Origin of the sequence: Novosphingobium sp. NBM11, from assembly GCF_015390225.1 — a bacterium.
Lineage (GTDB): Bacteria > Pseudomonadota > Alphaproteobacteria > Sphingomonadales > Sphingomonadaceae > Novosphingobium.
Genome location: NZ_VUOG01000001.1, coordinates 764,595 through 789,895 on the forward strand (window position 1 = coordinate 764,595; position 25,301 = coordinate 789,895).

Consider the following 25,301-nt stretch of genomic DNA (forward strand, 5'->3'; position numbering starts at 1 on the left):
CTCGTCAGTTGCGCAGCGGCTTGCCGGTCGCAAGCATGTGCTTCACGCGGGCCACTGTCTCCGGCGTCCCGCACAGGGCGATGAACGCGCGCTTTTCCATCGCGGTAATCTCGTCCTCACCGACCGGCTTCAGCGGATCGGCGCTGACACCGCCCGTCAGGGTGTCGATCAGGGCAATGCCCACGACCCGATCATGCGCTGTGGCGCGACCGGCGATCACCTCGCTATCCAGCAGGTTGCGGATGGCGGGCGCTCCCGATAGACCGGCCAACGCGATCTTCGGCCTTTCCGGAGCCGAGTAGCCGGGCACGAGATCCAACGCCTTCCGCTTCGCATCGGCGAGCAGTCGGTCCCGGTTCATGGTGATACCGTCGGTTACCCTCAGCAAACCGAGATTGCGCGCCTCGAAGGCGCTCCCGGAGACCCTGGCCGATGCGATCAGATTGAAGGCGGCGATCGCGGGCGCCACAGGGCCGTGCGGTGCGGCTGTCAGTGCGTACTGCCTGATCAACATCTCCTTGCAGCCGCCCCAGCCGGGGACGACGCCGATCTTCGTCTCGACGAGACCGATCGACGCCTCGGCATGCGCCTGGATTGCACTGCAATGGAGCAGGATCTCGCAGCCGCCGCCGAACGCCATCGCCGCGAGTGCGCCGACGACCGGGAACGGGGCATATTTGATCGCCCTGAAGGTAGCGTGACCCCGATCGATGAAGGCATTGCCAGATGGGCCGCGATGCCGGAACCCATAACGCCCGCGCCGATCACGGCGGCTTCGGCAATCACCCTCATCAGGCCGCTTCCAGGACCATAGCGATGCCTTGTCCTCCCCCGATGCACTGGGTGGCCAGCCCATAACGTCCGCCATCGCGCTTCAGCACGCTCGACGCCTTGCCCACCAGACGCGCGCCCGTGGCGCCGAGCGGATGACCGAGCGCGATGGCACCGCCATCCCGGTTGAGACTGGCCGGATCGATCCCGAGATCGCGACAGCAGGCGAGGACCTGCGCGGCGAAGGCCTCGTTCATCTCCACAACGTCGAGGTCAGCCACGGAGATGCCGGCTCGCTTCAAGGCCTTTCGGCTCGCCTCGACAGGTCCGATGCCCATGATCTCTGGAGCACAACCCGTAATCGCGTAACCCGCCACACGCGCTAGCGGATCGAGCCCGTGCCGCCTGACGAAGTCAGCGGAGCAGACGAGCGTCGCGGAGGCGCCATCGGTGAGCGGCGACGAGTTGCCAGCGGTAACGGAGCCGTCGACCTTGAACGCCGTCTTCAATCCGGCAAGCTTCTCCGCATCCGTTTCCCGCGGACAACCATCGGAAGCGATATCGCCGACCGGGGATATCTCGGCAGCCAGCCTGCCGTCCGCCCGCGCCGCCAGCGCTTTTTTTTGGCTTTCGAGCGAATAGGCATCCTGCACCTCGCGGGAAAGGCAGTAGCGTTCCGCCAGGGTCTCCGCGGTAAGACCCATGTTGAGGAAGACGAGCCGCTGAGCATCCGTCCAACCGGGGTTGGGTTGAGGATTGAAACCCATCATCGGTACGCGGCTCATGGATTCGACACCGCCGGCGATGAAGGCGTCGCCAGCTCCCATGGCGATCGCGCCGGCGGCCATCTGGATGGCCTGCATGGAAGAGCCGCACCAGCGGTTGACCGTGGAGCCGCCGACCGATTGCGGCAGGCCGGCGGTCAGCGCGGCGCAGCGAGCGATGTTGAGCCCCTGCTCACCTTCCGGAAAAGCACAGCCGAGATTGACGTCCTCGATCTCGTCGGCCGGGAATCCCGCTCGGGCTACGAGCGCCGCGATGACGCTGGCAGCGAGATCGTCGGGTCGGACCGGGGCGAGCGCACCCCTGTAGGCCGGAGCGAACGGCGTGCGCAGATAATCGACGATATAGGCTTCGGCCATTCCGGTCTTCCTTGATGTGTTAGTTATCGACCGTCAGATCGGGGGCATTCTCGCGCCGTTGATGGCATAGGCATGGAGGACAGTTGAGCGAAGTAAGCTGCGAGATCATCAACGGCGGTCCATCATCAGACTCGACACTCGGATTTCCCCTTGAAATTCAGATCGCCCGTTAAGAAGCGCCTGATCGAACCTAGAACCGGTAAGTTACTCCGACGCTGGTCAGGACCGGGTCGATGTCCAAACGGGTCCGGACAGGCGCTCCACCCAGTGAACCGGTGGCGTGCGTGGAGAAGGGAACGTATCGAACGTCGGCGTTGAGCATCCATTCTGCGCCAAGCTCATACCGAACACCCACCTGAGCCGCAGGCGCCCAACTGTCGTCAATGCTGAAATTAGCCAAAGCCCTGTCGCGCGCATTCAGAAAGATGATCCGTCCGACCCCCACTCCCAGATAGGGATGAACCTTGCCAAGATTGTTGAAATGGTACTGGGCCGACAAGATGATGGGTCCATAGTTGACTTTGGCCACTGTTCCGAGCGGCTCAAGCGAACCGGCGCCGTCAATTTGCGCGGTCGGTGGTACGCCGAGAAACAAATTTCCGGCAATATTGGGCGTGACGAAATATCCGATATCAGCAGTCACCGTCGTTGCGTCTCCGATCCTCACATTCGAGCCGGGGACATGCCCTCCCGCCAAGGTGATGTCGGGCGCATTCTCACTCACCAAGACCCGGGTTGCATTCACACTTACTGCCCACCGCTTGAAATCTCCCGAGTCCTGGGCCCACGCAGGTTGAGGGGAGGCACTCAAGACGGCGAGAGCGGCGGTGTATTGCGCAAGCCTTGTATAGGTATGTGCTGCATTTTTTCTCATGAAATTATCCTCCCTATGGGCCGCCACTATTCTGGATCGGCATTTTTTGATGGATCTATACGGTTCCAACTGTCGTCCTATTTCTGCGACGAGTTAGCGGGCTGCCTCCATGTCGGTGCTGAGTGCGAGTTTCGTTTCCCCAAGAATGAGCTCGGCAGCTCTTTCCGCAATCATCATCGTCGGGGCGTTGGTGTTTCCGGCGACCAGCGTCGGCATCACCGAGGCGTCGACGACGCGAAGACCTTGCACGCCACGCACCCGGAGAGACGGATCGACGACCGACTGAGGGTCTCGTCCCATCCGGCATGTTCCCACAGGATGATAGATCGTCTCCGCTCGCCGACGGATATCCGCCACGATATCCGCCTTGCTCTGGACCGCTGGCCCAGGGACCAGTTCGGTTTTCGAGAAGGCCGCCATTGACGGCGCCGACAGAATTTGCCGGCCGATCTTCACCGCCGCGACCATGGTCTCGATGTCTTCGGGGGCAGAGAGATAGCTTGGATCGATCAGCGGATCGTCGAGCGGGTTGGGGCTTGTGAGCCCGATGCGGCCCCGACTCTTGGGGAGAAGATCGCAGACATGCAATGTATAGCCATACCCGAACGCAATTTCGCGCCCATGGTCCTTCAAAAGCGTGGGGAGAAAATGAAACTGTAGATTCGGCCGACTCCGCGAAGGTGTGCTTTTGACGAAGCCGCCCGCCTCGGCGACGTTGCTCGTTAAGAAGCCCTTTCGGAGGAAGGCGTAAGAAAACGCTCCGGACAGCGCACGCGGGATGAATGACGGTGCGATGCCGATCGGTGTATGGTCGTTCGCCTCATGCATGATTGTGATATCGAGGTGATCCTGAAGATTCTTTCCGACTGCCGGAAGGTCGACGACCACCGGAATACCGAATGCGTTCAGCTCGGCTGCGTCGCCGATACCGGAAAGCAGCAGTAGTTGCGGGGAATTGACGGCGCCGCCCGAAAGAATGACCTCACCCTCCCTGGTTCGCACATCGACGAGTTTGCCCCCCACGGCATAGGTCACGCCGACCGCTTTGCGGTCCTCCAGAATGATCCGGGTAGCCCGCGCGCCCGTGACTATCCGTAGATTGGGCCGGCCCTTGGCTTTGGAAAGAAAGGCGCGCGCGGAACTCCAGCGCCGGCCTTTGTGCTGGGTGACCTGGTACAGGCCGACGCCGTCCTGCGTCTCCCCGTTGAAATCGACGGCACGCGGAAACTGGGCCTGTTGTCCAGCCTCGACGAAGGCATCGCTCAAGGGGTTGCGGGTTCGCAGGTCACTGACGTGAAGCTCACCGTCGCCGCCATGAAACGCGTCGGTTCCAAATCTTTCGTTGGACTCCATTGCTCTGAATAGCGGCAGTACATTGTCATAAGACCAGATCGGATCGGCTGCCTCGCCCCACGAATCATAGTCATCCCGGTGCCCGCGAATATAGACCATCGCATTGATCGAACTCGATCCGCCAAGGGTTTTGCCGCGCGGCCAAAACAGCCGTCGACCGCCAAGATTGGCCTGTGGCTGTGTTTCGAATGCCCAATTGAGAGTCTTGCTCTTTGCCAGCAGCGCTATCCCGATGGGCATGTGAATCAGCGGGCTGCGGTCGGACGGGCCCGCCTCAAGCAGACAGACCCGCGTCCTGGGATTGGCTGACAACCGCTCCGCCAACAAGCATCCGGCAGATCCCGCTCCAACAATAATATAGTCAAACATCCTGATCTCCAGACGGCAGCTACCGACGCCGCTCTCTTGTTTCTCGATTCAACCCAAAAAGCGGACGGTTAGATTGATCAGCTTCTTTACGGCCGGGGTGTACGGCGGGAATAGAAGGCGCAGGACAGAGAATTTATCTCTCAGAACCGCACGTTCATGGGAGAAGGCTTTGAAGCCGTAGAATCCGTGTGCCGTGCCGATACCGCTGTTGTTCACACCGCCAAACGGCAGGTTGGGATGCAAGAATTGGACGACATTGTTGTTCACGCAGACGCCACCTGAGCTGGTACTCAGTATGATATCCTCGCGAACGGCGGCGTCGTTGCTGAAGACATAGATGGCAAGCGGCTTTGGACCCGCGTTGATCGCATCGACAACGACGCTGATGTCATCATACTCGATGATCGGAAGAACCGGACCGAATATTTCTTCCTGGGAAATCGCCATCTGCGGCGTCGTCCCGCCGAGTATGGTCGGCGAGAAATAGTTCTGGCCTGGATCTCGGTCTCCGCCTTCCAGGACGGTCGCGCCGCGCGATGTGGCGTCATCGGCCAAGGCAGTCAGGCGCTCGAAATGCCGCCGGTTCACGATTCGGCAATAGTCCGGCCCGGTTTTCTGCTGGCCGTCCGTTTGCCCGTAGACCCGCCTGATCTCGAGCCGCAGCGCATCAATCAGCGCCGGGGCCTGGTCTCGAGCGACATAGACATGATCCGGAGCGATGCAGGTCTGGCCGTTATTGGCGAACTTGCCCCAGACGATCTTGCGAGCGGCTTGCTCGATATTCGCGGTCGAATCGACGATGGTCGGGGACTTGCCCCCGAGTTCAAGCGTCACGGATGTTAAATGTTTCGCCGCGGCCGCCATCACGATCTTGCCGACCTGGGGACTGCCCGTGAAGAAGATATGGTCGAAGGGCAGATCCAGCAAGGCCTGCGAAACCTGGACGTCGCCCTCGCAGACGGCGACCAGATCCCGGGGGAAGGTTTGCTCGACGATGTCCCTGATCAGGGCGGACGTCGCCGGCGTCAGTTCGGAAGGCTTGATGATGGCGGTGTTTCCGGCCGCAAGCGCGGACACCAGCGGCCCGAAACTGAGATTCACCGGATAGTTCCACGGGGAAATTATCAGACAGACGCCCTTGGCCTGATAGCGGACCTCGGCCGCGATTCCGAACATCCCCAAAGAGCCGTGAACCCGGTGCGGTCTCAGCCAGGATCGGAGGTGGCGCCGGGCATGCGATATTTCCTGATAGACCGGGAACAGTTCGGTCAGACGCACCTCGGATTCTGGCTTCCTGAAATCCGTGTAGAGAGCTCGGATAATCTCGTCTTCCCGGGTCTTCATCGTTGCCTTTAGTCGCGACAACATAGCCAGTCGCGCTTTTAGCGTGAATTTCGTCCTGTTCTCTACGGCCGATCGGCGGTGCGATGAGAACAGGGAATCGATCTCGCCGTCGCCGTCGGGATGAATCGGTGCCGCGGTGGTCGCGGTGACTGCATGAACGTTCACTCGGCCCTCCTCAAGGAATTCGCAAGGTTGCAAAGCGGGAAGACAAGTGTCCGCCCGAATGAGTCACCGATAAAGGTCATAATCTTCCTTGGTCGCGCCGCAGTCCGGGCAGTACCAATCGGCGGGTACATCTGCCCAACGGGTGCCAGGTGCCACGCCCGTATCGGGATCACCGAGGGCCTCATCGTAGATATGGGCGCAGGTCACGCAGTGCCATTTCGCGAACGGCACGGTTTCGACGGCACCTGACGGTTCCGCCTCCTGGTCGCCCTTGGTCATCGTTCGGCTCCGGAACCAGATTGAGGCCCCGCCTCGTCTCCGACCTCGCCCGAGTCCAGAGGGATGAAATCGGCTTTGTCGCGCACTGCGCAATCGGGACAGGCCCAATCCTCGGGGATTTGCGCCCAAGACGTATTGGGCGGGAATCCCTCGTGGGCCTCACCCCTAAGTTCATCGTAGATGTAGCTGCAATCGGGACACTGATACCGCGCCATGGCGCCTTGTTCCTTTTGTCGACTTGAGTTTTTAAAAACCTTCGGGACAGGCCGCTGACGAGGATGCGATCGCGCGGCACGCCCTTTTCAGGACGCCATCGCGGCCCGCGACTGCCGGCCGAGGAGACTCGGAACGAGCTCCTCGGCTAGTCGCCAAGGCAGGCGACTATTCGGCGGCCGCCCGCGTCGGCCGGTGTGAAGCAGCACCAAACTTGCGTTCGATCTTCTTCCTGCGCGCGCCGTCGATCTGAATCTTGCCAAGATCGCCGTCAGCCCATCCCACGACGCGGCGGTCCATGACAGATCGGAACACAGGCGGAATCAGCGCCATGAAGAACATGCCGGGGTAGCCGCTCGGCAACTCCGGCAGGCCCTCAAAGTCCCGGAGCGACTGATAGCTGCGGGTCGGGTGGGCGTGGTGATCGGAGTGCCTTTGGAGATGGAACAGGATCAGATTGGAGGCGATGTGATTGCTGTTCCAGGAATGCCGGGGCTGGGCGCGTTCATAACGTCCGTCCGCCATTTTTTCGCGCAACAACCCATAGTGCTCGATGTAGTTAGCGCTGGTCAGCTGCCACCATCCAAAGGCGATCTGGATAGGCAAGAACACCAGCAGCTTGGGGTCGGGTCCGAACGCCAGCAACAGGGACGTGTAAAGGACGATTGTAATCAGCAGCGGCGGGATGATTTCGTTGTCCAGGCTCCAGATTCCCTTGTTCAAGCGCTCCAGCCGCACCTTTTCCAGATTCCAGGCGCGCTTGAAGGCGCCCGGAATTTCGCGCAGCGAAAATTTATAGATGCTTTCTCCCATCCTGGACGTAGCGGGATCCTCGGGGGTCGCAACGTCGCGATGGTGGCCTTTATTGTGCTCGATGAAGAAATGGCCGTAACCCACCACGGCCAGAACGATCTTGGCCATCCAGCGGTCAAAGGCTTCCTTCTTGTGTCCCAATTCATGGCCGGTGTTCAGAGCCAGGCCGTTGACGATGCCCAAAGACAGCGCAAGCGCGACAACTTCCCACCAGGCCATCGGCTTGGTCACCACCCACCATGCCGAGACGATGAGTGAGGCATAATGCACTGGGACGGTAAGATAGGTTAGAACTCGATAATACCGATCCGCCTCGAGACGGGCCACGGCCGCCTCCGGGGGGTTATTCGGATCATTTCCAAACAAGACGTCCAGCGCCGGGATGACGGCATACCAGACGACCAGCGTAAAGGCGTAAAACACACTCCACCCGGTCACGCTGACAAGGTAGAGGCCAATCAGCGGCGCCGCTGGCCAGACGACCGACAACATCCATAGATAGCGCTTCCTGTCGACATAGCGATCAGGCGCGGTATAGGGAGACGGATCTCGTGCGATGGTGCTCATCAGGTACTCTCCTCATCTCAATGAAGACACACTTCACTGGACTTATTAAATCGGCTCTCATTGCCCGTTCCCACCAAATTGGATTCATCAAGGTCACGGAACAACCCCACTAAAGTGTGGTTTTAGCCGGGCGCCTCTAAAATCCCCTTTAACCGCGTGAGGCGATTCACTGCCACCGGCGAGAGCGGGAGGCAGCGATGGTACAGCACGGTTTCTTCGATGTGGATGAGCGGCTTGCGGCATTGTCGGCGGCGGGCGACCCGCTGGACCGACTGAGTGCGGTGGTAGACTTCGAGCTGTTCCGGCCGGTGCTGGATGCGGCCCTTGCGCGGTCGGATCGCAGCACGAACGGTGCCTCGCCCTGTGACGCCCAACCCGTCAAAACCTCTGTGCAGAGGTACTAGAGTCGGATGACATCAGCTCGATCCATATCCTGAGTTGAGTAGGTAATTGCGGCATTCGGCGGGGCTGAAGGCGTCGAGCAAGGAGCCGATACGGCGCCAGGTTGCATCGTGGGTACGTTCTGCGGCCTTGCGCATCAGGTGCTTGAGTTTGGCGAAGACCTGCTCGATCGGATTGAGATCGGGGCTGTATGGCGGCAGGAACAGGAGCTTGGCGCCAGCGCTCCGGATCGCCTTGCGGATGGCGGGGCGTTTGTGACTGCTCAGATTGTCCATGATGACGACGTCGCCGGGCGAGAGCGTCGGCACCAGGAACTGCTCGACATAGTCGGTGAAGCTCTGGCCGTTGACCGGCTGGTCGAGCACGCACGGGGCGTCGATCCGGTCACAGCGGAGCGCCGCGAGGAAGGTCATCGTGCGCCAATGGCCATAGGGCACCTTGGCATGGAGCCGTTGACCGACGGGCGCCCAGCCGCGCAACGGCGCCATGTTGGTCTTCGCCCAGGTCTCGTCGATGAAGACGAGACGAGCTGGATCAAGCAGGCCTTGATACTTCTTCCACTGCTCGCGCCGCCTTGCGATCGCGGGCCGGAGCTGCTCGGCGGGCAGCACGCTTTTTTTTGAAGCTCAGCCCCTCGGCATGAACAAAGCGCCAGACCTGAACATAATCGACCTTCACGCCGCGTTCGGCCAGCTCGGCCACCAGCCCGCGTAGCGTGAAGTCCTTGGCGGCGCGCTCCAGCAACCAGTCGCGATTGGCCCCGGACAGAATGTTAGGCTTGTGGCCCCCCATCTGACCTGGCGCCGCGCTGCCCGTCTCTCGGACACGTTGAACCCATTTGATCGCAGAACTCGCCGCGACCCCAAAGCGCTTCGCTGCCGTGTGGCGCGACATCCCGTCCTCAATCACCGCCGCCACCACCCGCTCGCGCAGGTCCATCGAATAGGGTTTCGCCATGCTCGCTGGCCTCCAATCCCAGCCAGCATCTTGAATCAGAAAATCATCTCAAAGGGAATCCCACTCGATTCAGCCAAACGTCATCCCGCTCTAGCGGACTACCTGTTCTCGGGGCGCCGTGCAGCCGGTGCGCTACAGTAACGCACCGGCTGAAACAGTGAACGGAGACGCCGGTCTAGTGCTGCGATTGCGGGGTGCGCACGACCAAGCCTTCGAGATCGCCGGACACGGTGATCTGACACGCCAACCGCGACGCGGCGGTGACACCCTCGACCATCTCCAACATCGAGCGCTCGGCCTCGCCGATTTCTGGCAGTTTTCCCGCCAGCGGACCCTCGATGTAGCAGTGGCAGGTCGCGCAGGCGCAGGCGCCACCGCAGTCGCCGTCGATGCCGGGCACTAAGTTGTCGACCGCCGACCGCATCAGCGACTGGCCGTTTTCGGCATCAAAGCTGCGCTCGGTTCCGTTGAATTCGATGAAAGTGATCTTGGTCACGTTGTAACCCTTTTAGTGTTGATCCGCATCATGCGGAAATTCGAAAAAATTGGGGATGCGGCACTCGGCCGCGCATGAAATCATACCGCCAGCGCCTTTGCTTCGATGCTGTCGTCACCCAACTGCTGCGGCGACGGCGCCTTGCGGTCCCAGATCCAGCGCTTGGCCAGGGTGAACTCGGCCGGCCGGTTGACGGCGTCGACAGCCAGTAGCCGCCCGTCCTTTAGGTAGAACGCCGCAAACGAGCGCATCGCCATGTTGCCCCGGATCACGACCTGGTCGTAGCCCTGACTCAGACCGGCGGTCTGCAGCTTGAGTTCGTACTGATCGGACCAGAACCACGGCACCTGGTCGTACGCCAGCGGTTTACCGCAGATGTCAGCCGCCGCCGTTTTGGCCTGCTCCAGAGCGTTGTGCACGGATTCAAGACGCAAGCGCCGACCGTACAGGCGGCTCGGATGGTTGCTGCAGTCGCCGACCGCATAGACCCCCGATGCCGACGCCCGGCAGAACGCGTCGACGACGATGCCGTTGTCGCAGTCGATCCCGGCCGCCTGCGCCAGCTCGACGTTTGGCAGCAGGCCGACACCGGCGACGACCAGATCGGCCTCGATCCGGTCACCCGCCGTCGACACCACCACCGCCTTGCCGTCCCGGTCCTCGATCGCGCTGACCGCGACACCGGTGCGCAGATCCACACCAGCACCGCGATGAACGTTTTCGAAGAAGCCAGCGACCTCCGGGCTGGCGACGCGCGCCAGCACCATCGGCGCCATTTCCAGGACGACCGGCCGCAGCCCGTGCTTGATCGCGACTGCCGCCACCTCCAGACCGATGTAACCGGCGCCGACGATGACGATGCACGCGCCCGGAACGAAGCGGGGACGCATCGCGTCGACATCGGCGATCGTGCGCAGATAGTGCACGGCCGGGTGATCCGCGCCCGGACACGGCAACGGCCGCGGCCGGCCGCCGGTAGCCAAGATCATATGATCGTACGTCAGTTGCCCTCCGTCCGACAGCGTCAGGCTACGGCGCCCGGCGTCGAGGCCGGTCACCTCGATGCCCAGACGCACATCGACTCCCGCGCCCTCGTAGAAGGCGGACGGCCGCATCAGCAGGCGCTCGCGCGGCAACTCGCCGGCGAGGTAGGCCTTGGACAGCGGCGGCCGCTGGTACGGCAGGCTCTGTTCGGCCGTGACGAGGGTGATGTCCCCGTCAAAGCCACCCTGCCGCAGGCTGGCCACCGCCTGCCCACCGGCGTGCCCGCCGCCGACGATCACGACGTTCGCGCTCATTGCGTCGATCGCTCAGGCATTGATCCGGACCGGCAGCGCCTCGAAGCCCTTGACGAAGGTCGAGAAAACCCGGCGCGGCTCGCCCACGACCTCGATCTGCCCGGGCTTCGGCCATCGCTTGAGCGTTTCCTCCCACAGCACGCGCAACTGCATCTCCGCGAGGCGATTGCCGACACAGCGATGGATGCCGAAGCCGAACGACAGGTGATGACGCGGATTGGCACGGTCGATGATGAACCGGTCGGCGTTCTCGATCTCGTCGCCGTCACGGTTGCCCGAGACGTACCACATCACAACCTTATCGCCCTTCTTGATCTGCTTGCCGCCGAGTTCGAAGTCTTCCAGCGCCGTGCGGCGCATGTGCGCCAGCGGCGTCTGCCAGCGGATGATTTCCGATACCATCGACGGAATCAGTGTCGGGTCCGCGCACAACTTGCGGTATTCCTCCGGATTCTCATTGAGCGCGAGCAGGCCACCGCTCATCGAGTTGCGAGTGGTGTCGTTGCCGCCGACGATCAGCAGCACCATGTTGCCCATGAACTCTTCCGGGCTCATGTTGCGGGTGTTTTCCGAGTGCGCCAGCATCGACAGCAGATCGGGCTGCGGATCAGAGTTCGCACGCTCGTTGAACAGCTTGGTCATATAGGCGCCGCACTCTTGGATCTCCTTGATGCGCTGCTCTTCGGTCTCGACCCCGCAGGTGCCGAGTTCGCAAGTCGTGACGTCTGACCAGTGCGTCAGCTTGGTGCGATCCTCGAACGGGAATCCGAACAGCGTCGCCAGCATCTGCGCGGTCAGGTTGATCGAGACGCGCTCGACCCAGTTGAAGGTCTCACCGGCCGGCAGCGCATCGAGTGCATTCTGGGTGCGCTGACGGATCAGGCCTTCGAGCTTGGCGAGGTTTTCCGGCGCGACGATCGGGGTCACCGTCTTGCGCTGCACGTCATGCTTGGGCGGATCCATCGCGATGAACATCGGCAGCGACGCCGCCGCATTGTTGTCCATGATCGTGATGCCGCCGGAGCGGGACGCGGACGAGAACACCTTGTGGTTGGTTTCCACGCTCATGATGTCCTTGAACCTGGTGACCGACCAGTACGGCCCGTACTGGCTGTCATTGCAGTAGTGAACCGGATCTTCCTTGCGCAAGCGCTCGAAGTAGGGCCACATCATGTTGTCGCGGAACAGCGCCGGATCGGCGACGTTGATCCTGTCCAGCGGAATCGAATATGCATCGGCGCGATCGGCGGTCGCAGCAGCCTGAGTCATCTCCTGGTCTCCTTCTGAGTCATCTCTAGTCTCCTAGTCTTCTTTTTGGGCGCAGCGGCGGGCTTCGATACCAGCAAGGTGCTGGCGCCGGTTCGGTGGACGGATTTCATGCGATGGTGCTCATCCGGCGTTCTCCTCATCCCATTGGAAGACACATTCACTGTGTTCTAAAATCAGTTCTAATTGACAGTCCTCAGCGAATGGGGTTCGGCAAGGCACGGAACAACCCCACTAAAGTGTGGTTTTCAACCCCTCCCCTTCAGGCCCCCTTATGCTTGGAGCAGGCTCGCAGGCGCGGCGGGTGCTTTGACATCCCGCGCGAGGCGCTCGGTTTGGGCGAGAGGGCTTCTATGAGCCGATCGGACGCGCATGTGGTGATCTTTGGCGCGGGCCACGCCGGGGGAAACGGTCGCCGCCCTGCTTCGTCAATATTGGTTTGAGGGAGCCGTAACGCTGGTCGGCGAGGAACTCATCGCGCCTTATCATCGCCCGCCGCTGTCCAAAGCGTGGCTCCGGAACGGTCCCGGCGCCGCATCGCTCCGCTTGAAGCCGGTGGAATTCTACGCCGGACACGGCATTGGCCTCCGACCTGGTGTTCGCGCGGAAAAGCTGACGCGTCAAACCAAGGCAGTTCATCTCTCGACGGGCGAAGTCCCGAACTGGGCAACCCGCCTTCGCCCTGAAGGAGATCGCGGAGATCGCAGCCTAACTAACAGCCGGAGATTGAAAGTTGATGACACGGACACTGCCTTGAACGCATACGAACGGCGAGTGAGGGCCTGCGGTCGGCCAACCCAATCGGCCCAAAGCCCACACTAAAGAGTGGTTCTGGATTGCACACGGGCGGCCTGCTGCTATAGTTCCGCCCCGATGACGCATGTAAAAACAGACACAGCATCTGCGAAAGTGAGAGGCATTCGAGCGGATGAGCCTGCGTCGACTCATCCGCTCGGATTTGAGATGCGGCCTCGGGAGACCGACTCTAGCCCGCGACAAAGGGCACAGCCTCCCACAGGCTCTATCAATGAGCGAGTGGCGTCGTTGGCCTCCGGATGCCTTTCGCGCCCTCGCCTCTTCGCTGCCGAAAAGCCGACGCGCTGCTATCTCCTTCGGGCGCCTCAAGGTTACGGAAAGACTGTCGCGATGGCACAGCATTGGGCCGATCGTCGACAAGTCTGTGCTGCGGCGGCATGGGTTTCCATCAAAGAATGCCGGGGCGATCTGCAACTCCTCGCGGACCGTATCTGCGCGCAGCTCGCCGCTACCCAAGAGGCCGGCGGCCACGACACGCCGCCCCCGCCGCGGCCGAGAGAATGTCCTCGCAGCCTCTATGACCTCGCCACTTGGCTATGGGAGACCAAGGATCGACTAGGATCGAAGGTTCTCATCTGTTTCGATGATCTCGAATTTGATCTGCATTCGATAGACGAGATCGAGGCCTTCATGCTGGCGACGCCAGCCGAAGTGGAATTCATCGCGGCAAGCTCGGCAGACATCGGCTTTGCGCGCATGAAAGCGCGACGAGAAACCCACGAGCTAAGACATGACGCGCTTGCCTTCAATTTCGACGAAGCAAAAGCAGTCGGGCTCACGGAGGAAAGGCGAGCAGTCTCAGAAGTTGAAACTTATTCGCTTTGGAAGCGCGCCCAAGGCTGGCCAGAGATATTCTGCCTTTTGATGCAAGCAGCATCGGAGAACCACTCAACCAATCGCCTTATAGTCAACAGCATCACAGGCGTAGATATTGACTTGGATAAATATTTCCGGAGCACAATACTACACTCACTTCCGAATGATATTCGAGAATTTTGTCTCTGCGCCTCCATTCTTGGATCGGTATCAGCAGAATATTTCAACCATGCGTTCCAACGAAATGATGCAGCTTATTTTATAGACAAACTTTCCACCGAGCAGATGCTTCTCCAGCCTCTGGACCGATCGCAGACAGCTTATGAGTTCCACCCTTTGCTTCGCGAATTTCTAGAGCACAGATTCTCGGTGGAGAACCCCGGCATGAAGCCGAACCTGCTCGCCCGCGCCGCCCAATGGCAAAGACAAAACAACAACATTCGCGACAGCATCAATCTCTCCTTACGCGCGGGTGAGAACGAATCGGCCGCTGATGTTGCGTCTGAAAATATGATGGATATTGCTCTGCGGGAAGGCGAGATAGATCAAATCCAGTTTTGGCAAGGCAGTTTTTCCGCTGCTGTCATTTCGGGTTCTCCAACAATCGCCCTTGGCCTGGCCTGGGCCCAGATTTTTAGTCACGACCACCGGCGGGCGAGTGGGCTGTTGGCCGATTTGCGGGCCACGGAACTTAGCGGTCTTGATCAACAAGTAAGCCGACAAATAGAGTGCTGGTGCGACCTCATCGAAGCCATCGGAGAAGCAACCGGCGACAATCTGTCGGAAAGTCGGCGTCAGTGCGAAGCCTGGATGAAAGTCTATAACGAGGCGGACCTCGTCAGCAAAGGTGCTGTGCTCACCTGTCTTTGCTTCCTTGCGGCCAGCGAGCACCGGTTTGGTGATTTAAGGACACTGTCCTTGGAGACGTCATCGGTAAACAACATCGCGGATCACCACTACGCACTGGGATGGCTTTACGGCGCCATGATTCTCGCCGAGCTTTCAAGAGGAGATATGCGCGCAGGTGCTGCCTTACTCAAAAAAGCGCGCGGTGACGAAAATGCTCAAATTAACACGACCCCTTTCTCAGTAAACCTTCTGAACACGCTGGAACTAGAAATTCAGTACGAGGCGAACCAACTTGACGGCATAGAAGCACACGTCGACGAGATTCTTGATTTTGTACGGCGGCATGGCATTGTCGATTTTACATTCTCGGCCTATCGCACCGCTGCAGCAATTGCCCGCTGCAAGGGCAATCCAAAACGTGCTGCCGAGCTTCTTAACGAGATGGACGCCTCGAAAAACCGGTAGCGTCTGATGGCCCGAGATGATTCACTGCTTCTGCGCGGCAGCGGAGGCAGAGATGGCGGGACAGCCTGGTTTCTTCGATCTTTCGAACCGGTACGAAGCACTGAGCGCGGCAGGCGATCCCCTCGAGCGACTGGCCGCGGTAGTCGACTTTGAGGTTTTCCGTGGACCGCTTGTGGCGGCACTGCGCCGCAGCCCTCGCGGCAAGGGCGGACGGCCTCCGTTCGACCCGGTCCTCATGTTCAAGATCCTGGTGTTGCAGGCGCTCTATTCGCTGTCGGATGAAGGCACCGAGTTCCAGATCAAGGACCGGCTCTCGTTCCAGCGCTTCCTTGGCCTTGGTCTCGACGGGACGGTGCCGGATGCAACGACGGTTTGGCTGTTCCGCGAGCGCTTGGTGAAGGCGAAGGCGATCGACAAGCTCTTCGCCCGCTTCGACGCCGCGCTCACCGAGCGAGGCTACCTCGCGATGGGTGGCCAGATCATCGATGCCACGGTGGTGCCAGCGCCCAAGCAGCGCAATACCCAGGAGGAGAAGGCGGCGATCAAGGAAGGGCGGATCCCCGAGCGCTGGAAGGACAAGCCTGCCAAGCTCCGCCAGAAGGACCGCGATGCGCGCTGGAGCATCAAGTACACCAAAGCCAAGGTGAAGGACGGCGCCGACCCCAAGACGTTCAAGCCAGTCGACCTCGCCATCCCGACGTTCGGCTACAAGAACCACATAGGCATCGACCGCACTCATGGCCTGATCCGCACCTGGGACGCCAGCGCCGCCAATGCTCATGATGGCGCAAGGCTGCCGGTCCTCATCAGCCCGGACAACACGGCCTCGGGCGTATGGGCCGACACCGCGTACCGCTCCAAGAAGAACGAGGCATTCCTGGCCAAAGGTATGTTCACCAGCAACATCCATCAGCGAAAGCCGCACCGCCGTGCGATGCCCGAACGCGTCTCGCGCGCCAATGCGAGGCGATCGGCGGTGCGCTCCGCCGTCGAGCACGTCTTTGCCGGGCAGAAGCACCGTATGGGCCTGGTCGTGCGCACCATCGGCATCGCTCGCGCGCGCATCAAGATCGGCATGGCAAACTTGGCCTATAACATTCAGCGGCTCGCCTGGCTCGAGGGGCGAACTGCGCCCGCATGATGCCCATGCGGCTCTGAACGGCGCATCAGATCCCGCAAAACAGCAAGAACGGACCCGGGATCACACAACCAACGCTGGCACGATCACTCCTCGCGCCGCTCTCACGCCCAAATCAACGGTTCTTCGAGGCGTCCAGATGCGCGTGATAGCGGGAGAATCTGGTTTCGTCCGGCTTGAGGTCCTGGCGCGACTGACGCTCGCGGATATGTTCGTTGCAGAGAGCGCGGAGCAGGCGCTCTCCACCTTGCCGAACCACAATCACCCAATTTTTCTCTCGACACATGGACCGTATCTCCGCGCACGGCAATCGCTGACCGAAGCGCGCATTGCGGCGCGACAGGGGAAGTTTCACCTTTCCAACCGCTTTGCAAACGTCGCTTTAGACCACGCACGCCGATCAGAACTTGGCCGGCTGGAGGTTGCGGCGTTACTCTGCACCGCCGTTGCTTGTGCCGGGACAGGAAGATCGGCCGTGTCTGAACAGCGCGTAGCCGACGCGATCGCCATTGCTTCGCGACTTGGATGTTATCGCACATTCCTCGATGAACGGTGGCATCTGGAAGCGCTTGGACCCATCTCGACGCCACTGTTGAATCTCATTCCGAGCGAGGAGGAATTGGGGCGTCGAGAACCCGCGCCCGGCGACTATCGCGTCCGCTCGCCGAGAAGCACAACTTCGGTTGTGCTCACGAGAAAGGAACTGGCGATGCTTCAAAGGATAAGAGAAGGCCTCTCTAATCGTGACATCGCGTCCAAGCATCGCATAAGTGAAGACACCGTCAAATGGCACATTCGCAATCTATTTGCCAAACTGGCAGTCAAGAACAGAGTCCAAGCGCTGCTGGAATCGGAGAGGCTCGGAATTCTACAGTAAAACTACCCGCGACCATGAGCGCTACACGATTTCAGAGGTCGTTCCTTCGCCAAATCACCCTCCGGTTCCGCTTCGCTCCACCTGCAGCCAACACTGGCGAGGGAGACAACGATGCGCTAACACTTAAGCGGGACCGCCCGGTGGAGGCGATCGAAATGCGGGCTGTCGGGTCGGGCGCAGAAATGAGATCACCTATGAATGAACCAAGCCGAGCGATCTTCAGAACAACCGATGGCCTCGACCTCGCCGCAGATATGCATGGTCGGCCAACGCGCGGCTCAGTACTCGTGGCGCACGGCGGCGGCCAGACACGGCATGCCTGGGCCAAGACGGCGGCGGCGCTTGCGGATCGGGGCTGGGAAGTGGTCACGCTCGATCTTCGCGGCCATGGCGAGAGTGGCTGGTCACCGACGGGCGACTACGGGATTCGGCGGTTCTCGGAAGATCTCGCGGAGGTCGCGCGCGCGATGGGTGGCCGTCCGGCGTTGATCGGCGCGTCGCTCGGCGGTCTCGCCGGACTGTACGCGGAGGCCGAGATCGCGCCCGGGGGTTTCAGCTCGATCACCCTGGTCGACATCGTTCCGAACATGGACCCAGACGGCGCCGCCAAGGTCATGGAGTTCATGAACGCCCATGTCGCCCAGGGATTCGGCAACCTTGAAGAGGCTGCAGACGTCATTGCGGCCTATCTACCTCACCGACCGCGGCCAGCGGATCATTCTGGACTGGCCAAGAACCTGCAGCAGGGCGATGACGGGCGGTTCCGCTGGCATTGGGATCCCGGCGTTGTCTCTGGCATGCAAAGCTGTCGATCCTTGCGGGATGCCGACGCGTTCCAAGCCCGATTGACCGGCTTGACGCTTCCGGTGCATCTCATCAGGGGTCGGCTGAGCGAGTTGGTTTCTCGGGAGGCGGCGGAAACCTTCGTCGCGCAGCTTCCGAACGGAAAGTTCACCGATGTCGCCGGCGCGTCGCACATGGTGGCTGGTGATCGCAACGACGCCTTTCTCAGCGCCGCGGTCGGATTTCTTGAGCGGCTGGACCGGCAGACGCGAGCCTATGACGGCTGAAGCCTTACCGAACGTCTTCGCCCTGACTCCTCTCGACCCGAAATTCAGAGCCGATCCCCATGATGCGCTCAACGACCTGCGAACATGTTGCATCGTGAATTGCGATGAGGTTCGTCCTCCTCGTGTGAGGATCGGCTCGGCCCACCCGAGCAACCCTCGGATCACCAGTGTAGGGCGAACCACCTCTAACAACGTAACCGACCGGTTGAGGCCGCCTGCCTTGCGGTGATGTGAGCGCGTAAGGGACGTCCATAAGGACGTCGTTATGGACGTCCTGAGCCAAAGCGAGGGACGGCGGTGGAGATATTGGGCCGGGAACGGCGTCGTCGGTGGAGCAACGCGGAGAAGCTCGATATCGTCGCCGCTGTGGGAGTGAACGGAGAGACGTTGGCGCGCGTCGCGCGGCGCTACGATGTGTCGCGAAGCCAGATCTATCAATGGCGCCATCTGTTCAGGAAGCGGGGGTTGCTACCTGCGGCGGACGGACCGACCTTCTTGCCGGTCGATATCGGGGTGCCCATGCTAAGCGCGGAGCCCGTGCTCGATGACCGGGTGGTGGTCTCGCCCTTGATCGTCGAGCTGGAGACCCGCAAAAACCTGTAGCGTTTACGCGGTCATGGTGATTCACTGATCGGGAGCGATTATGGAGAGCCGTGGTGGATCCGAAGTCCCTGTTCAGTTTGAGCGACCATCTTGAAGCGTTGAGCAAGGAAGGCGACCCGCTGGAGATTTTGCAGCAGGCGGTAGACTTCGAGTATTTCCGCGCGTGGCTGGTTGAAGGGCTCGGCTACGGTGATGGTGCCAGGGGTGGGCGCCCGCCGTTCGATCCGGTGATGATGTTCAAGGCCCTGATCCTGCAGGCGCAGCACAACCTGTCGGACGCACGGATGGAATTCATGATCCGGGACCGCCTGAGTTGGATGCGGTTCCTTGGACTGTCGCTCGGGGATCGAACGCCGGACGAGAACACGATCCGGCATTTTCGCAATTGCCTGACCGAGACCGGGACGCTCAAGCGGGTGATGAAGGCCTTCGACTGGCAACTCCAGAAGAAGGGATACATCCCGATGTCGGGACAGATTGTTGATGCCTCGCTGGTGCCTGCACCCAAGCAGCGAAACACTGAAGGTGAACGCGAGGCGATCAAGTCGGGGAAGAGCGCGAAGGAAATCTGGCCGGGCGAGCCGCACAAGGCCGCGCAGAAGGACATCGATGCACGCTGGACGCTCAAGATCGGTGGCAAAGTCCGCTATCGCGCGGACGGCACGCCATTGCCCATGATTGCCCTGCCAGTCTTCGGCTACAAATCCCACATAAGCATCGATCGGCGTTTCGGCTTCATCCGGGAGATGGCGGTGACTTCGGCGTCGGCCGCCGACGGGCGCCTTCTGCGCCAGGTCGTCAGCACGGACAACACCGGCTCCGAGGTCTGGGCAGACAGCGCCTATCGCTCAAAGCGGAACGAGAAGTGGCTGTCGGACCGGACGCTTACGTCGCGCATCCATCGGCGCAAACCGATGGGCAAGCCCATGGCGAAGGCCACTGCGCGGGCCAACGCTGCCAAATCCTCGATCCGCGCCCATGTCGAACACGTCTTTGCCCATCAGAAGAACAGGTTCGGGCTGTTCATCCGAACCATCGGTCTGGCCCGCGCCGAAGCGAAACTCACCCTTTGCAACCTGGCTTACAACTTCAACAGGCTGATCTTCCACGAGCGCCGGGAGAGTATGGGCTGATTCTGCCTGCAACCCGGGAGAACCGGGTCAAATCGCCCAGAATGACCCCGGAAACGAACCAAAGGCGCGCCCAACAGCGTCGGACAGCATCGGGATCACCCGTCGTCGGGTTAACCAGCCTCCACGTACCCGGTTTTTGCGGGTCTCCAGCTGTGTCTGGCGCAAGGACGGCGGCTCGCTTCGATGCCGGCATCGAGGCTACTGCCTTGACCCGGCTTATCCGGTCGGTGGAAGCTGCATGATCGGACCGGGCACCGGCGTAAGGGTATATCTCGCCTGCGGCGTCACTGACATGCGCAAAGGGATTTCGGGTCTTGCAATGCTGGCCCAGACCGTGCTGCGACAGAAGCCGGCGAGTGGTGCCGTATTCGCCTTTCGGGGACGGCGCGGCAAATTACCGACATTCAGCATACGCTTTGCGCCGCGAGATGATCGCCTACCCGTGGCATCCGTTCTTCGGAATGATGCTGCAGGTGGCGCCTTTCCGTCGAGGCAAGCAGCTTAAGCTCGTGATCACCGACCAGTTGCCGGGTTATTCGCGCGAGGTGCCGCTGTGGATGTTCGACGACGAATATTGCGGCAGCATGGTTCAGGGGCCGCCCGAGATCAGCATCGGTGGTCTCACCGAGTTAGCAAATCTGTTGGCTGCATTGGGAAAGACTCGGAAGCGTCGGGCACGATCGGCTTCTTCGAAGTCGAAGGAGAAGCGACGTGCGAGCAATCCGACAACAGAACCGGTCGCAGCTCAAGCTGCAGTTCGATCCACCAGAGCCGAAACCGTTGGACGACCTGCGTCCGAAGGGGGTGGTCGAGACGCTGGCCGACCTCCTGCTGGAGGCGGTCGGTGCGACAGCAAAGGGAGGCGTGGATGACCACCAGGATCACGCCTGAGCATCTCTCGCGGGCGGCTATCGTCTACGTGCGCCAATCGACGATGGCGCAGGTAACCGGCAATCTGGAGAGCCAGCGCCGTCAATATGATCTCGCCGCCGCCGCGACCGCTACCGGCTTCGCGTCGGTCACGGTAATCGACGAGGACCTTGGCCGTTCGGGGTCGGGCAGCATGGAGCGGCCGGGCTTTGAAAAGCTGGTCGGGCTGGTCTGCACGGGCGACATCGGCGCTGTCTACTGCATCGAAGCGTCGCGTCTTGCCCGGAACGGCCGGGACTGGCACCATCTGATTGATCTGTGCGCGCTCGCCGGAACGCTGGTTATCGATCCAGACGGCACATATGATCCGCGCCTCATCAATGATCGCCTGCTGCTCGGGTTGAAAGGGACGATGTCGGAATACGAGCTCAGCTTGATCCGTCAGCGGGGGCTCGCCGCACGGGACGCCAAGGTGCGCCGGGGGGAGTATCGGTTCGCGCTGCCACCCGGCCTGTGCTGGAGCGAGGCCGGATCGATCGAGCTTGATCCTGACGAGCATGTCCAGGAAGCAGTACGACTCGTGCTCGCCAAGTTCAGAGAGCTCGGCAGCGCGCGCCAGGTGTTCCTCTGGCTTCGGATAGCCGGCATCAAGATGCCGGTGATGCGCCGAAACGTCGACGTCTGCAAAATGGAGTGGAAACCGCCCGCCTATCATGGCGTGATGCAGATCCTTCACAATCCGCTCTACGCCGGTGCCTATGCGTTCGGGCGGGTGGGCCAGCGCACCAAGGTGGTCGATGGACGGTCGCGCAAGATCAGTGGCTACAAGAAGCCGCGAGAAGAATGGTCGACGCTCATCCACGATCATCATCCAGGCTACATCAGTTGGCAGGACTTCGAGGAAAATCAGCGCCTCCTGCTCGAAAATGCTCATATGAAGAAGAACTGCGATCGCAAGTCTGGGCGCGGGGGTCGGGCGTTGCTGACCGGGCTGATGCGTTGCGGTCGATGCGGGCGAATGATGCGCGTATTTTACGGAATGGCGAAGGGCAACGCCCACCGTTACCAGTGCCGCGGCGATGACGGCCATGTTGGCGCCGGCCTCTGTATCGGCATCGGTGGTGTGCGTGTCGACAAGGCCATCGCGATGGCCTGTCTCGATGCAGTGTCCGACCGGGCGGTTGAGGCGGCGATCTTCGCGTCCGACCAGGTGGTGCGCTCGACCAACGACATCATCGCCGCAAACGAGCGCGACCTTGAGGGTGCACGTTATGAGGCCTCGCTCGCCGCACGGCGATATGAGCTGGTTGATCCCGCGAAACGGCATGTCGCGCGCGAGCTCGAAGCGCGTTGGAATGCCGCCCTCGAGCGCATCCTGGAGCTCGAGAAGCGCGTCGAAGAAAAGAGGGCTGCTGTGGCGGCTCGGCCGAAGATCGATCGTGCGCTGCTCCTCCAGCTCGCTCAGGACCTTCCAGCCGTCTGGAACGCGCCGTCGGCCGACACGCGGACGAAGCAGCGGCTGATCCACGCACTGGTCAAGGAGATCACCTTCGAGCTCGACGACCAAACGCGCGAGGCCGTGTTCCTCATACACTGGGTCGGCGGGCGCCACAGCGAGGTCCGTGTGGCCCGGGTTAAGACCGGGCGTTATCCAAAAGACAATATCCCGACCGCGGTCGAGGCGCTTCGTAGGCTGGCCGGCCACTGGCCAGACCGGGAACTCGCGGTCTCGCTCAATCGCATGTTGTGTAAAACGAGTGATGGCGAAACCTGGACCACCGTGCGGGTTCGCGACATGCGTGAACGGCTCGGGCTACCCGAATACGACGCCATCAAGAGCGACGGAAAATACATGAGCCTGGCGAAGGCCGCGGAACATCTCGGCATCTGCCTCGGATCGGCGCGGACGTTGGCGGAAAAGGGTATCCTGCCCGGCAAGCAGATCATGAAGGGGTCGCCCTGGCTGGTGCCGGTCGAGGCGCTGTCTTTGGAAACGGTCCAGATAGGGGTGCAACAAGTGATCGACCGGCGTCCGAAACATTATGAAGATTATCAGTATGATAAGGTTGTCCGCCTTCCCGGCATCTGACGGAGTGACGCATTATGAATCGCAGTGGGGCGACAGGCTGAAGCTGCTTTACTGGGATGGTCAGGGATTTTGCCTCTATTACAAGATCCTGGAGCGCGGCCGTTTTCCCTGGCCCTCTGCGGCTGACGGCGCGGCGCGACTGACATCGGCCCAACTCGCGATGCTGTGGGAAGGGATCGACTGGAGGCGCCCCAACTGGGGTGCGCCGCCGACACACGCGGGGTAAGTTTTCTTCTGCGAAAGCGGCTGTTTTGCTAGGCTTTGCGGCCGTTTTCCTGTAGGAAAAGCCATGCTGAACGCGGCATCAGATCTTCCCGAAGACCCGGCCCTCCTCAAGGCGATGATCGCCCAGTTGCAGGCCCAGAACACGAAGCTGACGACGACGCTGCGCGCCCATGATCTGGTCGTCCAGGCACTGCGGTTGCAGATCGCCAAGCTCAGGAAGCAGGCTTTCGGCAAATCCTCCGAGAAGATCGAACGCGAGATCGAGCAACTCGAGTTCGCTCTCGAAGACGCGCTTGTCTCGATCGCGCAAAAGGGCCTCGTGACAAGCGACCAGGACGATTCCGTGGCGCAAGCCGCAGCCGCTTCTCCCGACACCACCCCCGGGCCGCGTCCATCTCGGCGCCCACGCGTCTCGGCGGATACGCCCCGCCAACGCCACGAACTTGACCCCGGCAGCACCTGTCCGGAGTGCGGCGGCGAGCTGCGTCTCGTCGGCGAAGACGTGAGCGAGATCCTCGAGATGATCACGGCAAAGCTCCAGATCATCGAAGTCGCCCGCCCGAAGAAGTCCTGCCGTTGCTTCGAGAAGATGATCCAGGCGCCAGCCCCGAGCCGACCGATCCCCGGCAGCATGGCTGGAGGAAGTCTCCTGGCTCACGTGCTGGTCTCGAAGTTTGACGACCATTTGCCGCTGTACCGGCAGAACGAGATCCTCGCGCGCATGGGTGCCGACATCCCACGCAGCACGCTGGCCGACTGGTGTGGTCGCTCGATGCGGATCCTGCAGCCGGTGATCGACCGGATCGAGGCCTCGGTCCTGGGCAGCGACATCCTGCACGCCGACGACACACCGATCCGCGTGCTGGCTCCGGAACGACGCGCCAAGGGGATCGGCAAGGGTGTGATGCAAGGCCGGATCTGGGGCTATGTCTGTGATCAGCGGCCTTGGGCCGGTACCGCGCCGCCTGGGGTCGTCTACCGCTATGCGCCCAACTGGAAAGCCGAGCACGTGCTGGCCCACCTGGGCAGCGCGAGCGGTATCCTTCAAGCCGACGCCTACAAAGGCTATGCAAAGCTCTACGAACCCGTCGCGGATGGTGAGCCTCGCTTCCGGGAAGCGGCCTGCTTTGCGCACTGGCGACGCGATTTTCATGACATCTGGACGTCACATGCTGATTCCGACGATCCCGGCCGCCCATTCCGATCTGATCCCGGTCACTGTTCCGATATGATGCCGGCCGGGTGAAGCCAGATCGTGGGTAATTATTGGCATGCAGGTTTTGAGTGGGTCAAGCGGCTTGAGCGTGGAGATTTCGGCGCATGGATTCGCCGGAGAGTTCTAGGCGATGGGCGTTGTGAACGAGGCGATCGAGGATGGCATCGGCGTAGGTCGGGTCGCCGATCAGATTGAACCAGCTGGCTACTGGGAGCTGGCTGGTCACCAACGTTGATCGACGGCCGTAACGGTCTTCGAGGATTTCGAGCAGGTGATGACGGGCATTGCCGTCGAGCGGCTCAAGCCCCCAGTCGTCAAGGATGAGCAGGTCGACGCGCGCCAGGCTCTTCATTCGGGCCGCGATGCGGCCGTCACCCTTGGCCAGCGACAAGTCATCGATCAGGCGCGGTAGGCGGGTGTAGAGCACCGAGCGATTGTCCCGGCAAGCCTGGTGGCCGATTGCACAGGCAAGCCAACTTTTGCCGACGCCTGCTGGCCCGATAATCGCGCAGTTCTCGTGGGCGGCGATCCAGTTGCCCTTGAGCAGCATTTCGAACAACCGGCGGTCGAGCCCGCGCGCAGCGCGGTAATCGACGTCCTCGGGAACAGCGTGGTGCCGTAGCTTGGCGTGTCGCAGGCGCAGCGCGAGGCGCCGGTCGTTACGCCAGGTAGCCTCGTGATCGAGCAGCAACGCCAGCCATTCGGCGTGGTTCAGGCTGGCGGCATCGCCGTTGTTGTCGAGGTCGGCGAAGGCGTGCGCCATGCCGGTCAGGCCGAGCTGGTTCAATTGATCAAGGGTTGGGTGTCTGAGCATCATTGTTCCTC

23 protein-coding genes and 3 pseudogenes are annotated in these 25,301 nt (G+C 61.3%); 13 read left to right on the forward strand and 13 right to left on the reverse strand.

Translation table 11 applies throughout. The features are described from left to right. Window positions 1-4: 4 nt before the first annotated feature. The 8 genes from F1640_RS03635 to F1640_RS03670 all read right to left on the reverse strand — a co-directional run bounded on the left by F1640_RS03635 (window position 5) and on the right by F1640_RS03670 (window position 7,890). Window positions 5-868, reverse strand: a complete 864-nt coding sequence (locus F1640_RS03635; RefSeq protein WP_194917804.1) for an enoyl-CoA hydratase/isomerase family protein — start codon at window positions 866-868, stop codon at window positions 5-7. Beyond that, window positions 792-1,913, reverse strand: a complete 1,122-nt coding sequence (locus tag F1640_RS03640) for a thiolase family protein (protein ID WP_194917806.1) — start codon at window positions 1,911-1,913, stop codon at window positions 792-794. The genes F1640_RS03635 and F1640_RS03640 overlap by 77 nt, the downstream gene beginning before the upstream one ends. A gap of 190 nt (window positions 1,914-2,103) precedes the next feature. Beyond that, window positions 2,104-2,787, reverse strand: a complete 684-nt coding sequence (locus tag F1640_RS03645; protein WP_043154047.1) for an OmpW family protein — start codon at window positions 2,785-2,787, stop codon at window positions 2,104-2,106. 93 nt (window positions 2,788-2,880) lie between these two features. Beyond that, window positions 2,881-4,509 (reverse strand): GMC family oxidoreductase, encoded by a 1,629-nt coding sequence (locus F1640_RS03650; protein WP_033964749.1) that lies wholly within the window; start codon window positions 4,507-4,509, stop codon window positions 2,881-2,883. A gap of 48 nt (window positions 4,510-4,557) precedes the next feature. Beyond that, complete coding sequence (locus F1640_RS03655) at window positions 4,558-6,018, reverse strand: aldehyde dehydrogenase family protein (protein WP_081988692.1); 1,461 nt, start codon at window positions 6,016-6,018, stop codon at window positions 4,558-4,560. A gap of 63 nt (window positions 6,019-6,081) precedes the next feature. Continuing rightward, window positions 6,082-6,297: a rubredoxin gene (locus F1640_RS03660; RefSeq protein WP_194917808.1), complete on the reverse strand. Its 216-nt coding sequence runs from the start codon at window positions 6,295-6,297 to the stop codon at window positions 6,082-6,084. Then, the gene (locus F1640_RS03665) at window positions 6,294-6,512 is read right to left on the reverse strand and encodes a rubredoxin (RefSeq protein WP_081988691.1); all 219 of its coding nucleotides are present in this window, start codon (window positions 6,510-6,512) and stop codon (window positions 6,294-6,296) included. The genes F1640_RS03660 and F1640_RS03665 overlap by 4 nt, the downstream gene beginning before the upstream one ends. Before the next feature lie 166 nt (window positions 6,513-6,678). After that, window positions 6,679-7,890: an alkane 1-monooxygenase gene (locus F1640_RS03670; protein WP_033964747.1), complete on the reverse strand. Its 1,212-nt coding sequence runs from the start codon at window positions 7,888-7,890 to the stop codon at window positions 6,679-6,681. Between the two features lie 197 nt (window positions 7,891-8,087). Here F1640_RS03670 and F1640_RS03675 point away from each other — a divergent pair. After that, window positions 8,088-8,258, forward strand: a pseudogene (locus F1640_RS03675) (IS5/IS1182 family transposase); the annotation flags it as partial. Window positions 8,259-8,306: 48 nt separating this feature from the next. Here the strand turns inward: F1640_RS03675 and F1640_RS03680 are convergent. The 4 genes from F1640_RS03680 to F1640_RS03695 all read right to left on the reverse strand — a co-directional run bounded on the left by F1640_RS03680 (window position 8,307) and on the right by F1640_RS03695 (window position 12,192). After that, a protein-coding gene (locus F1640_RS03680; RefSeq protein WP_375336175.1) for an IS630 family transposase occupies window positions 8,307-9,249 on the reverse strand; the annotation gives its coding sequence in 2 pieces (ribosomal slippage) (window positions 8,307-8,898 and window positions 8,897-9,249; 945 coding nt in all). 175 nt (window positions 9,250-9,424) lie between these two features. Beyond that, window positions 9,425-9,745 (reverse strand): 2Fe-2S iron-sulfur cluster-binding protein, encoded by a 321-nt coding sequence (locus tag F1640_RS03685; RefSeq protein ID WP_194917812.1) that lies wholly within the window; start codon window positions 9,743-9,745, stop codon window positions 9,425-9,427. Window positions 9,746-9,825: 80 nt separating this feature from the next. Continuing rightward, window positions 9,826-11,043, reverse strand: coding sequence for an NAD(P)/FAD-dependent oxidoreductase (locus tag F1640_RS03690; RefSeq protein ID WP_025549966.1), 1,218 nt, complete (start codon window positions 11,041-11,043; stop codon window positions 9,826-9,828). 12 nt (window positions 11,044-11,055) lie between these two features. Then, on the reverse strand, window positions 11,056-12,192 hold the full coding sequence (locus F1640_RS03695; RefSeq protein WP_255530208.1) for a cytochrome P450: 1,137 nt from the start codon (window positions 12,190-12,192) through the stop codon (window positions 11,056-11,058). A gap of 1,263 nt (window positions 12,193-13,455) precedes the next feature. Between F1640_RS03695 and F1640_RS03700 the strand changes: the two genes are divergently transcribed. From F1640_RS03700 to F1640_RS03750, 12 genes and pseudogenes are all read left to right on the forward strand, one after another. Continuing rightward, a complete protein-coding gene (locus tag F1640_RS03700) occupies window positions 13,456-15,255 on the forward strand; it encodes a hypothetical protein (protein ID WP_194917814.1) in 1,800 nt (599 codons plus the stop codon). A 52-nt stretch (window positions 15,256-15,307) separates the two neighbouring features. Further along, window positions 15,308-16,396 (forward strand): IS5 family transposase, encoded by a 1,089-nt coding sequence (locus F1640_RS03705; protein WP_194917816.1) that lies wholly within the window; start codon window positions 15,308-15,310, stop codon window positions 16,394-16,396. Between the two features lie 136 nt (window positions 16,397-16,532). Continuing rightward, window positions 16,533-17,270 carry a helix-turn-helix transcriptional regulator gene (locus F1640_RS03710; RefSeq protein WP_206694620.1) on the forward strand — a complete coding sequence of 246 codons (738 nt, stop codon included), beginning with the start codon at window positions 16,533-16,535 and terminating at the stop codon, window positions 17,268-17,270. A 194-nt stretch (window positions 17,271-17,464) separates the two neighbouring features. Then, complete coding sequence (locus tag F1640_RS03715; protein WP_194917818.1) at window positions 17,465-18,340, forward strand: alpha/beta fold hydrolase; 876 nt, start codon at window positions 17,465-17,467, stop codon at window positions 18,338-18,340. 297 nt (window positions 18,341-18,637) lie between these two features. Further along, window positions 18,638-18,943, forward strand: coding sequence for a transposase (locus F1640_RS03720; RefSeq protein WP_309229189.1), 306 nt, complete (start codon window positions 18,638-18,640; stop codon window positions 18,941-18,943). Window positions 18,944-18,993: 50 nt separating this feature from the next. Next, window positions 18,994-20,076: a transposase gene (locus tag F1640_RS03725; RefSeq protein ID WP_375336176.1), complete on the forward strand. Its 1,083-nt coding sequence runs from the start codon at window positions 18,994-18,996 to the stop codon at window positions 20,074-20,076. A 238-nt stretch (window positions 20,077-20,314) separates the two neighbouring features. Further along, window positions 20,315-20,581 (forward strand): IS66 family insertion sequence element accessory protein TnpB, encoded by a 267-nt coding sequence (tnpB, locus tag F1640_RS03730; RefSeq protein ID WP_194917823.1) that lies wholly within the window; start codon window positions 20,315-20,317, stop codon window positions 20,579-20,581. A gap of 206 nt (window positions 20,582-20,787) precedes the next feature. Continuing rightward, window positions 20,788-20,967: a hypothetical protein gene (locus tag F1640_RS03735; RefSeq protein ID WP_194917825.1), complete on the forward strand. Its 180-nt coding sequence runs from the start codon at window positions 20,788-20,790 to the stop codon at window positions 20,965-20,967. Beyond that, window positions 20,945-23,035, forward strand: coding sequence for a recombinase family protein (locus tag F1640_RS03740; RefSeq protein ID WP_194917827.1), 2,091 nt, complete (start codon window positions 20,945-20,947; stop codon window positions 23,033-23,035). Before F1640_RS03735 ends, F1640_RS03740 begins: the two co-directional genes overlap by 23 nt. Continuing rightward, a complete protein-coding gene (gene tnpB, locus F1640_RS03745) occupies window positions 23,004-23,261 on the forward strand; it encodes an IS66 family insertion sequence element accessory protein TnpB (protein ID WP_255530210.1) in 258 nt (85 codons plus the stop codon). The genes F1640_RS03740 and tnpB (F1640_RS03745) overlap by 32 nt, the downstream gene beginning before the upstream one ends. A gap of 63 nt (window positions 23,262-23,324) precedes the next feature. After that, a pseudogene (locus tag F1640_RS25960) lies at window positions 23,325-23,633 on the forward strand (transposase); the annotation flags it as partial. 12 nt (window positions 23,634-23,645) lie between these two features. Then, a pseudogene (locus F1640_RS03750) lies at window positions 23,646-24,425 on the forward strand (IS66 family transposase); the annotation flags it as partial. 124 nt (window positions 24,426-24,549) lie between these two features. Here F1640_RS03750 and istB read toward each other — a convergent pair. Continuing rightward, window positions 24,550-25,290 carry an IS21-like element helper ATPase IstB gene (istB, locus tag F1640_RS03755; protein WP_194921074.1) on the reverse strand — a complete coding sequence of 247 codons (741 nt, stop codon included), beginning with the start codon at window positions 25,288-25,290 and terminating at the stop codon, window positions 24,550-24,552. Window positions 25,291-25,301 lie beyond the last annotated feature (11 nt).

Coding starts and splice junctions, on each gene's coding strand:
- F1640_RS03635 (WP_194917804.1), bottom strand. CDS start 868: ATGGCGGACGTTATGGGCTGGCCACCCAGTGCATCGGGGGAGGACAAG.
- F1640_RS03640 (WP_194917806.1), bottom strand. CDS start 1,913: ATGGCCGAAGCCTATATCGTCGATTATCTGCGCACGCCGTTCGCTCCG.
- F1640_RS03645 (WP_043154047.1), bottom strand. CDS start 2,787: ATGAGAAAAAATGCAGCACATACCTATACAAGGCTTGCGCAATACACC.
- F1640_RS03650 (WP_033964749.1), bottom strand. CDS start 4,509: ATGTTTGACTATATTATTGTTGGAGCGGGATCTGCCGGATGCTTGTTG.
- F1640_RS03660 (WP_194917808.1), bottom strand. CDS start 6,297: ATGACCAAGGGCGACCAGGAGGCGGAACCGTCAGGTGCCGTCGAAACC.
- F1640_RS03665 (WP_081988691.1), bottom strand. CDS start 6,512: ATGGCGCGGTATCAGTGTCCCGATTGCAGCTACATCTACGATGAACTT.
- F1640_RS03670 (WP_033964747.1), bottom strand. CDS start 7,890: ATGAGCACCATCGCACGAGATCCGTCTCCCTATACCGCGCCTGATCGC.
- F1640_RS03690 (WP_025549966.1), bottom strand. CDS start 11,043: ATGAGCGCGAACGTCGTGATCGTCGGCGGCGGGCACGCCGGTGGGCAG.
- F1640_RS03700 (WP_194917814.1), top strand. CDS start 13,456: ATGGCACAGCATTGGGCCGATCGTCGACAAGTCTGTGCTGCGGCGGCA.
- F1640_RS03705 (WP_194917816.1), top strand. CDS start 15,308: ATGGCGGGACAGCCTGGTTTCTTCGATCTTTCGAACCGGTACGAAGCA.
- F1640_RS03710 (WP_206694620.1), top strand. CDS start 16,533: ATGCGCGTGATAGCGGGAGAATCTGGTTTCGTCCGGCTTGAGGTCCTG.
- F1640_RS03715 (WP_194917818.1), top strand. CDS start 17,465: ATGAATGAACCAAGCCGAGCGATCTTCAGAACAACCGATGGCCTCGAC.
- tnpB (WP_194917823.1), top strand. CDS start 20,315: ATGATCGGACCGGGCACCGGCGTAAGGGTATATCTCGCCTGCGGCGTC.
- F1640_RS03740 (WP_194917827.1), top strand. CDS start 20,945: ATGACCACCAGGATCACGCCTGAGCATCTCTCGCGGGCGGCTATCGTC.
- tnpB (WP_255530210.1), top strand. CDS start 23,004: ATGATAAGGTTGTCCGCCTTCCCGGCATCTGACGGAGTGACGCATTAT.
- istB (WP_194921074.1), bottom strand. CDS start 25,290: ATGCTCAGACACCCAACCCTTGATCAATTGAACCAGCTCGGCCTGACC.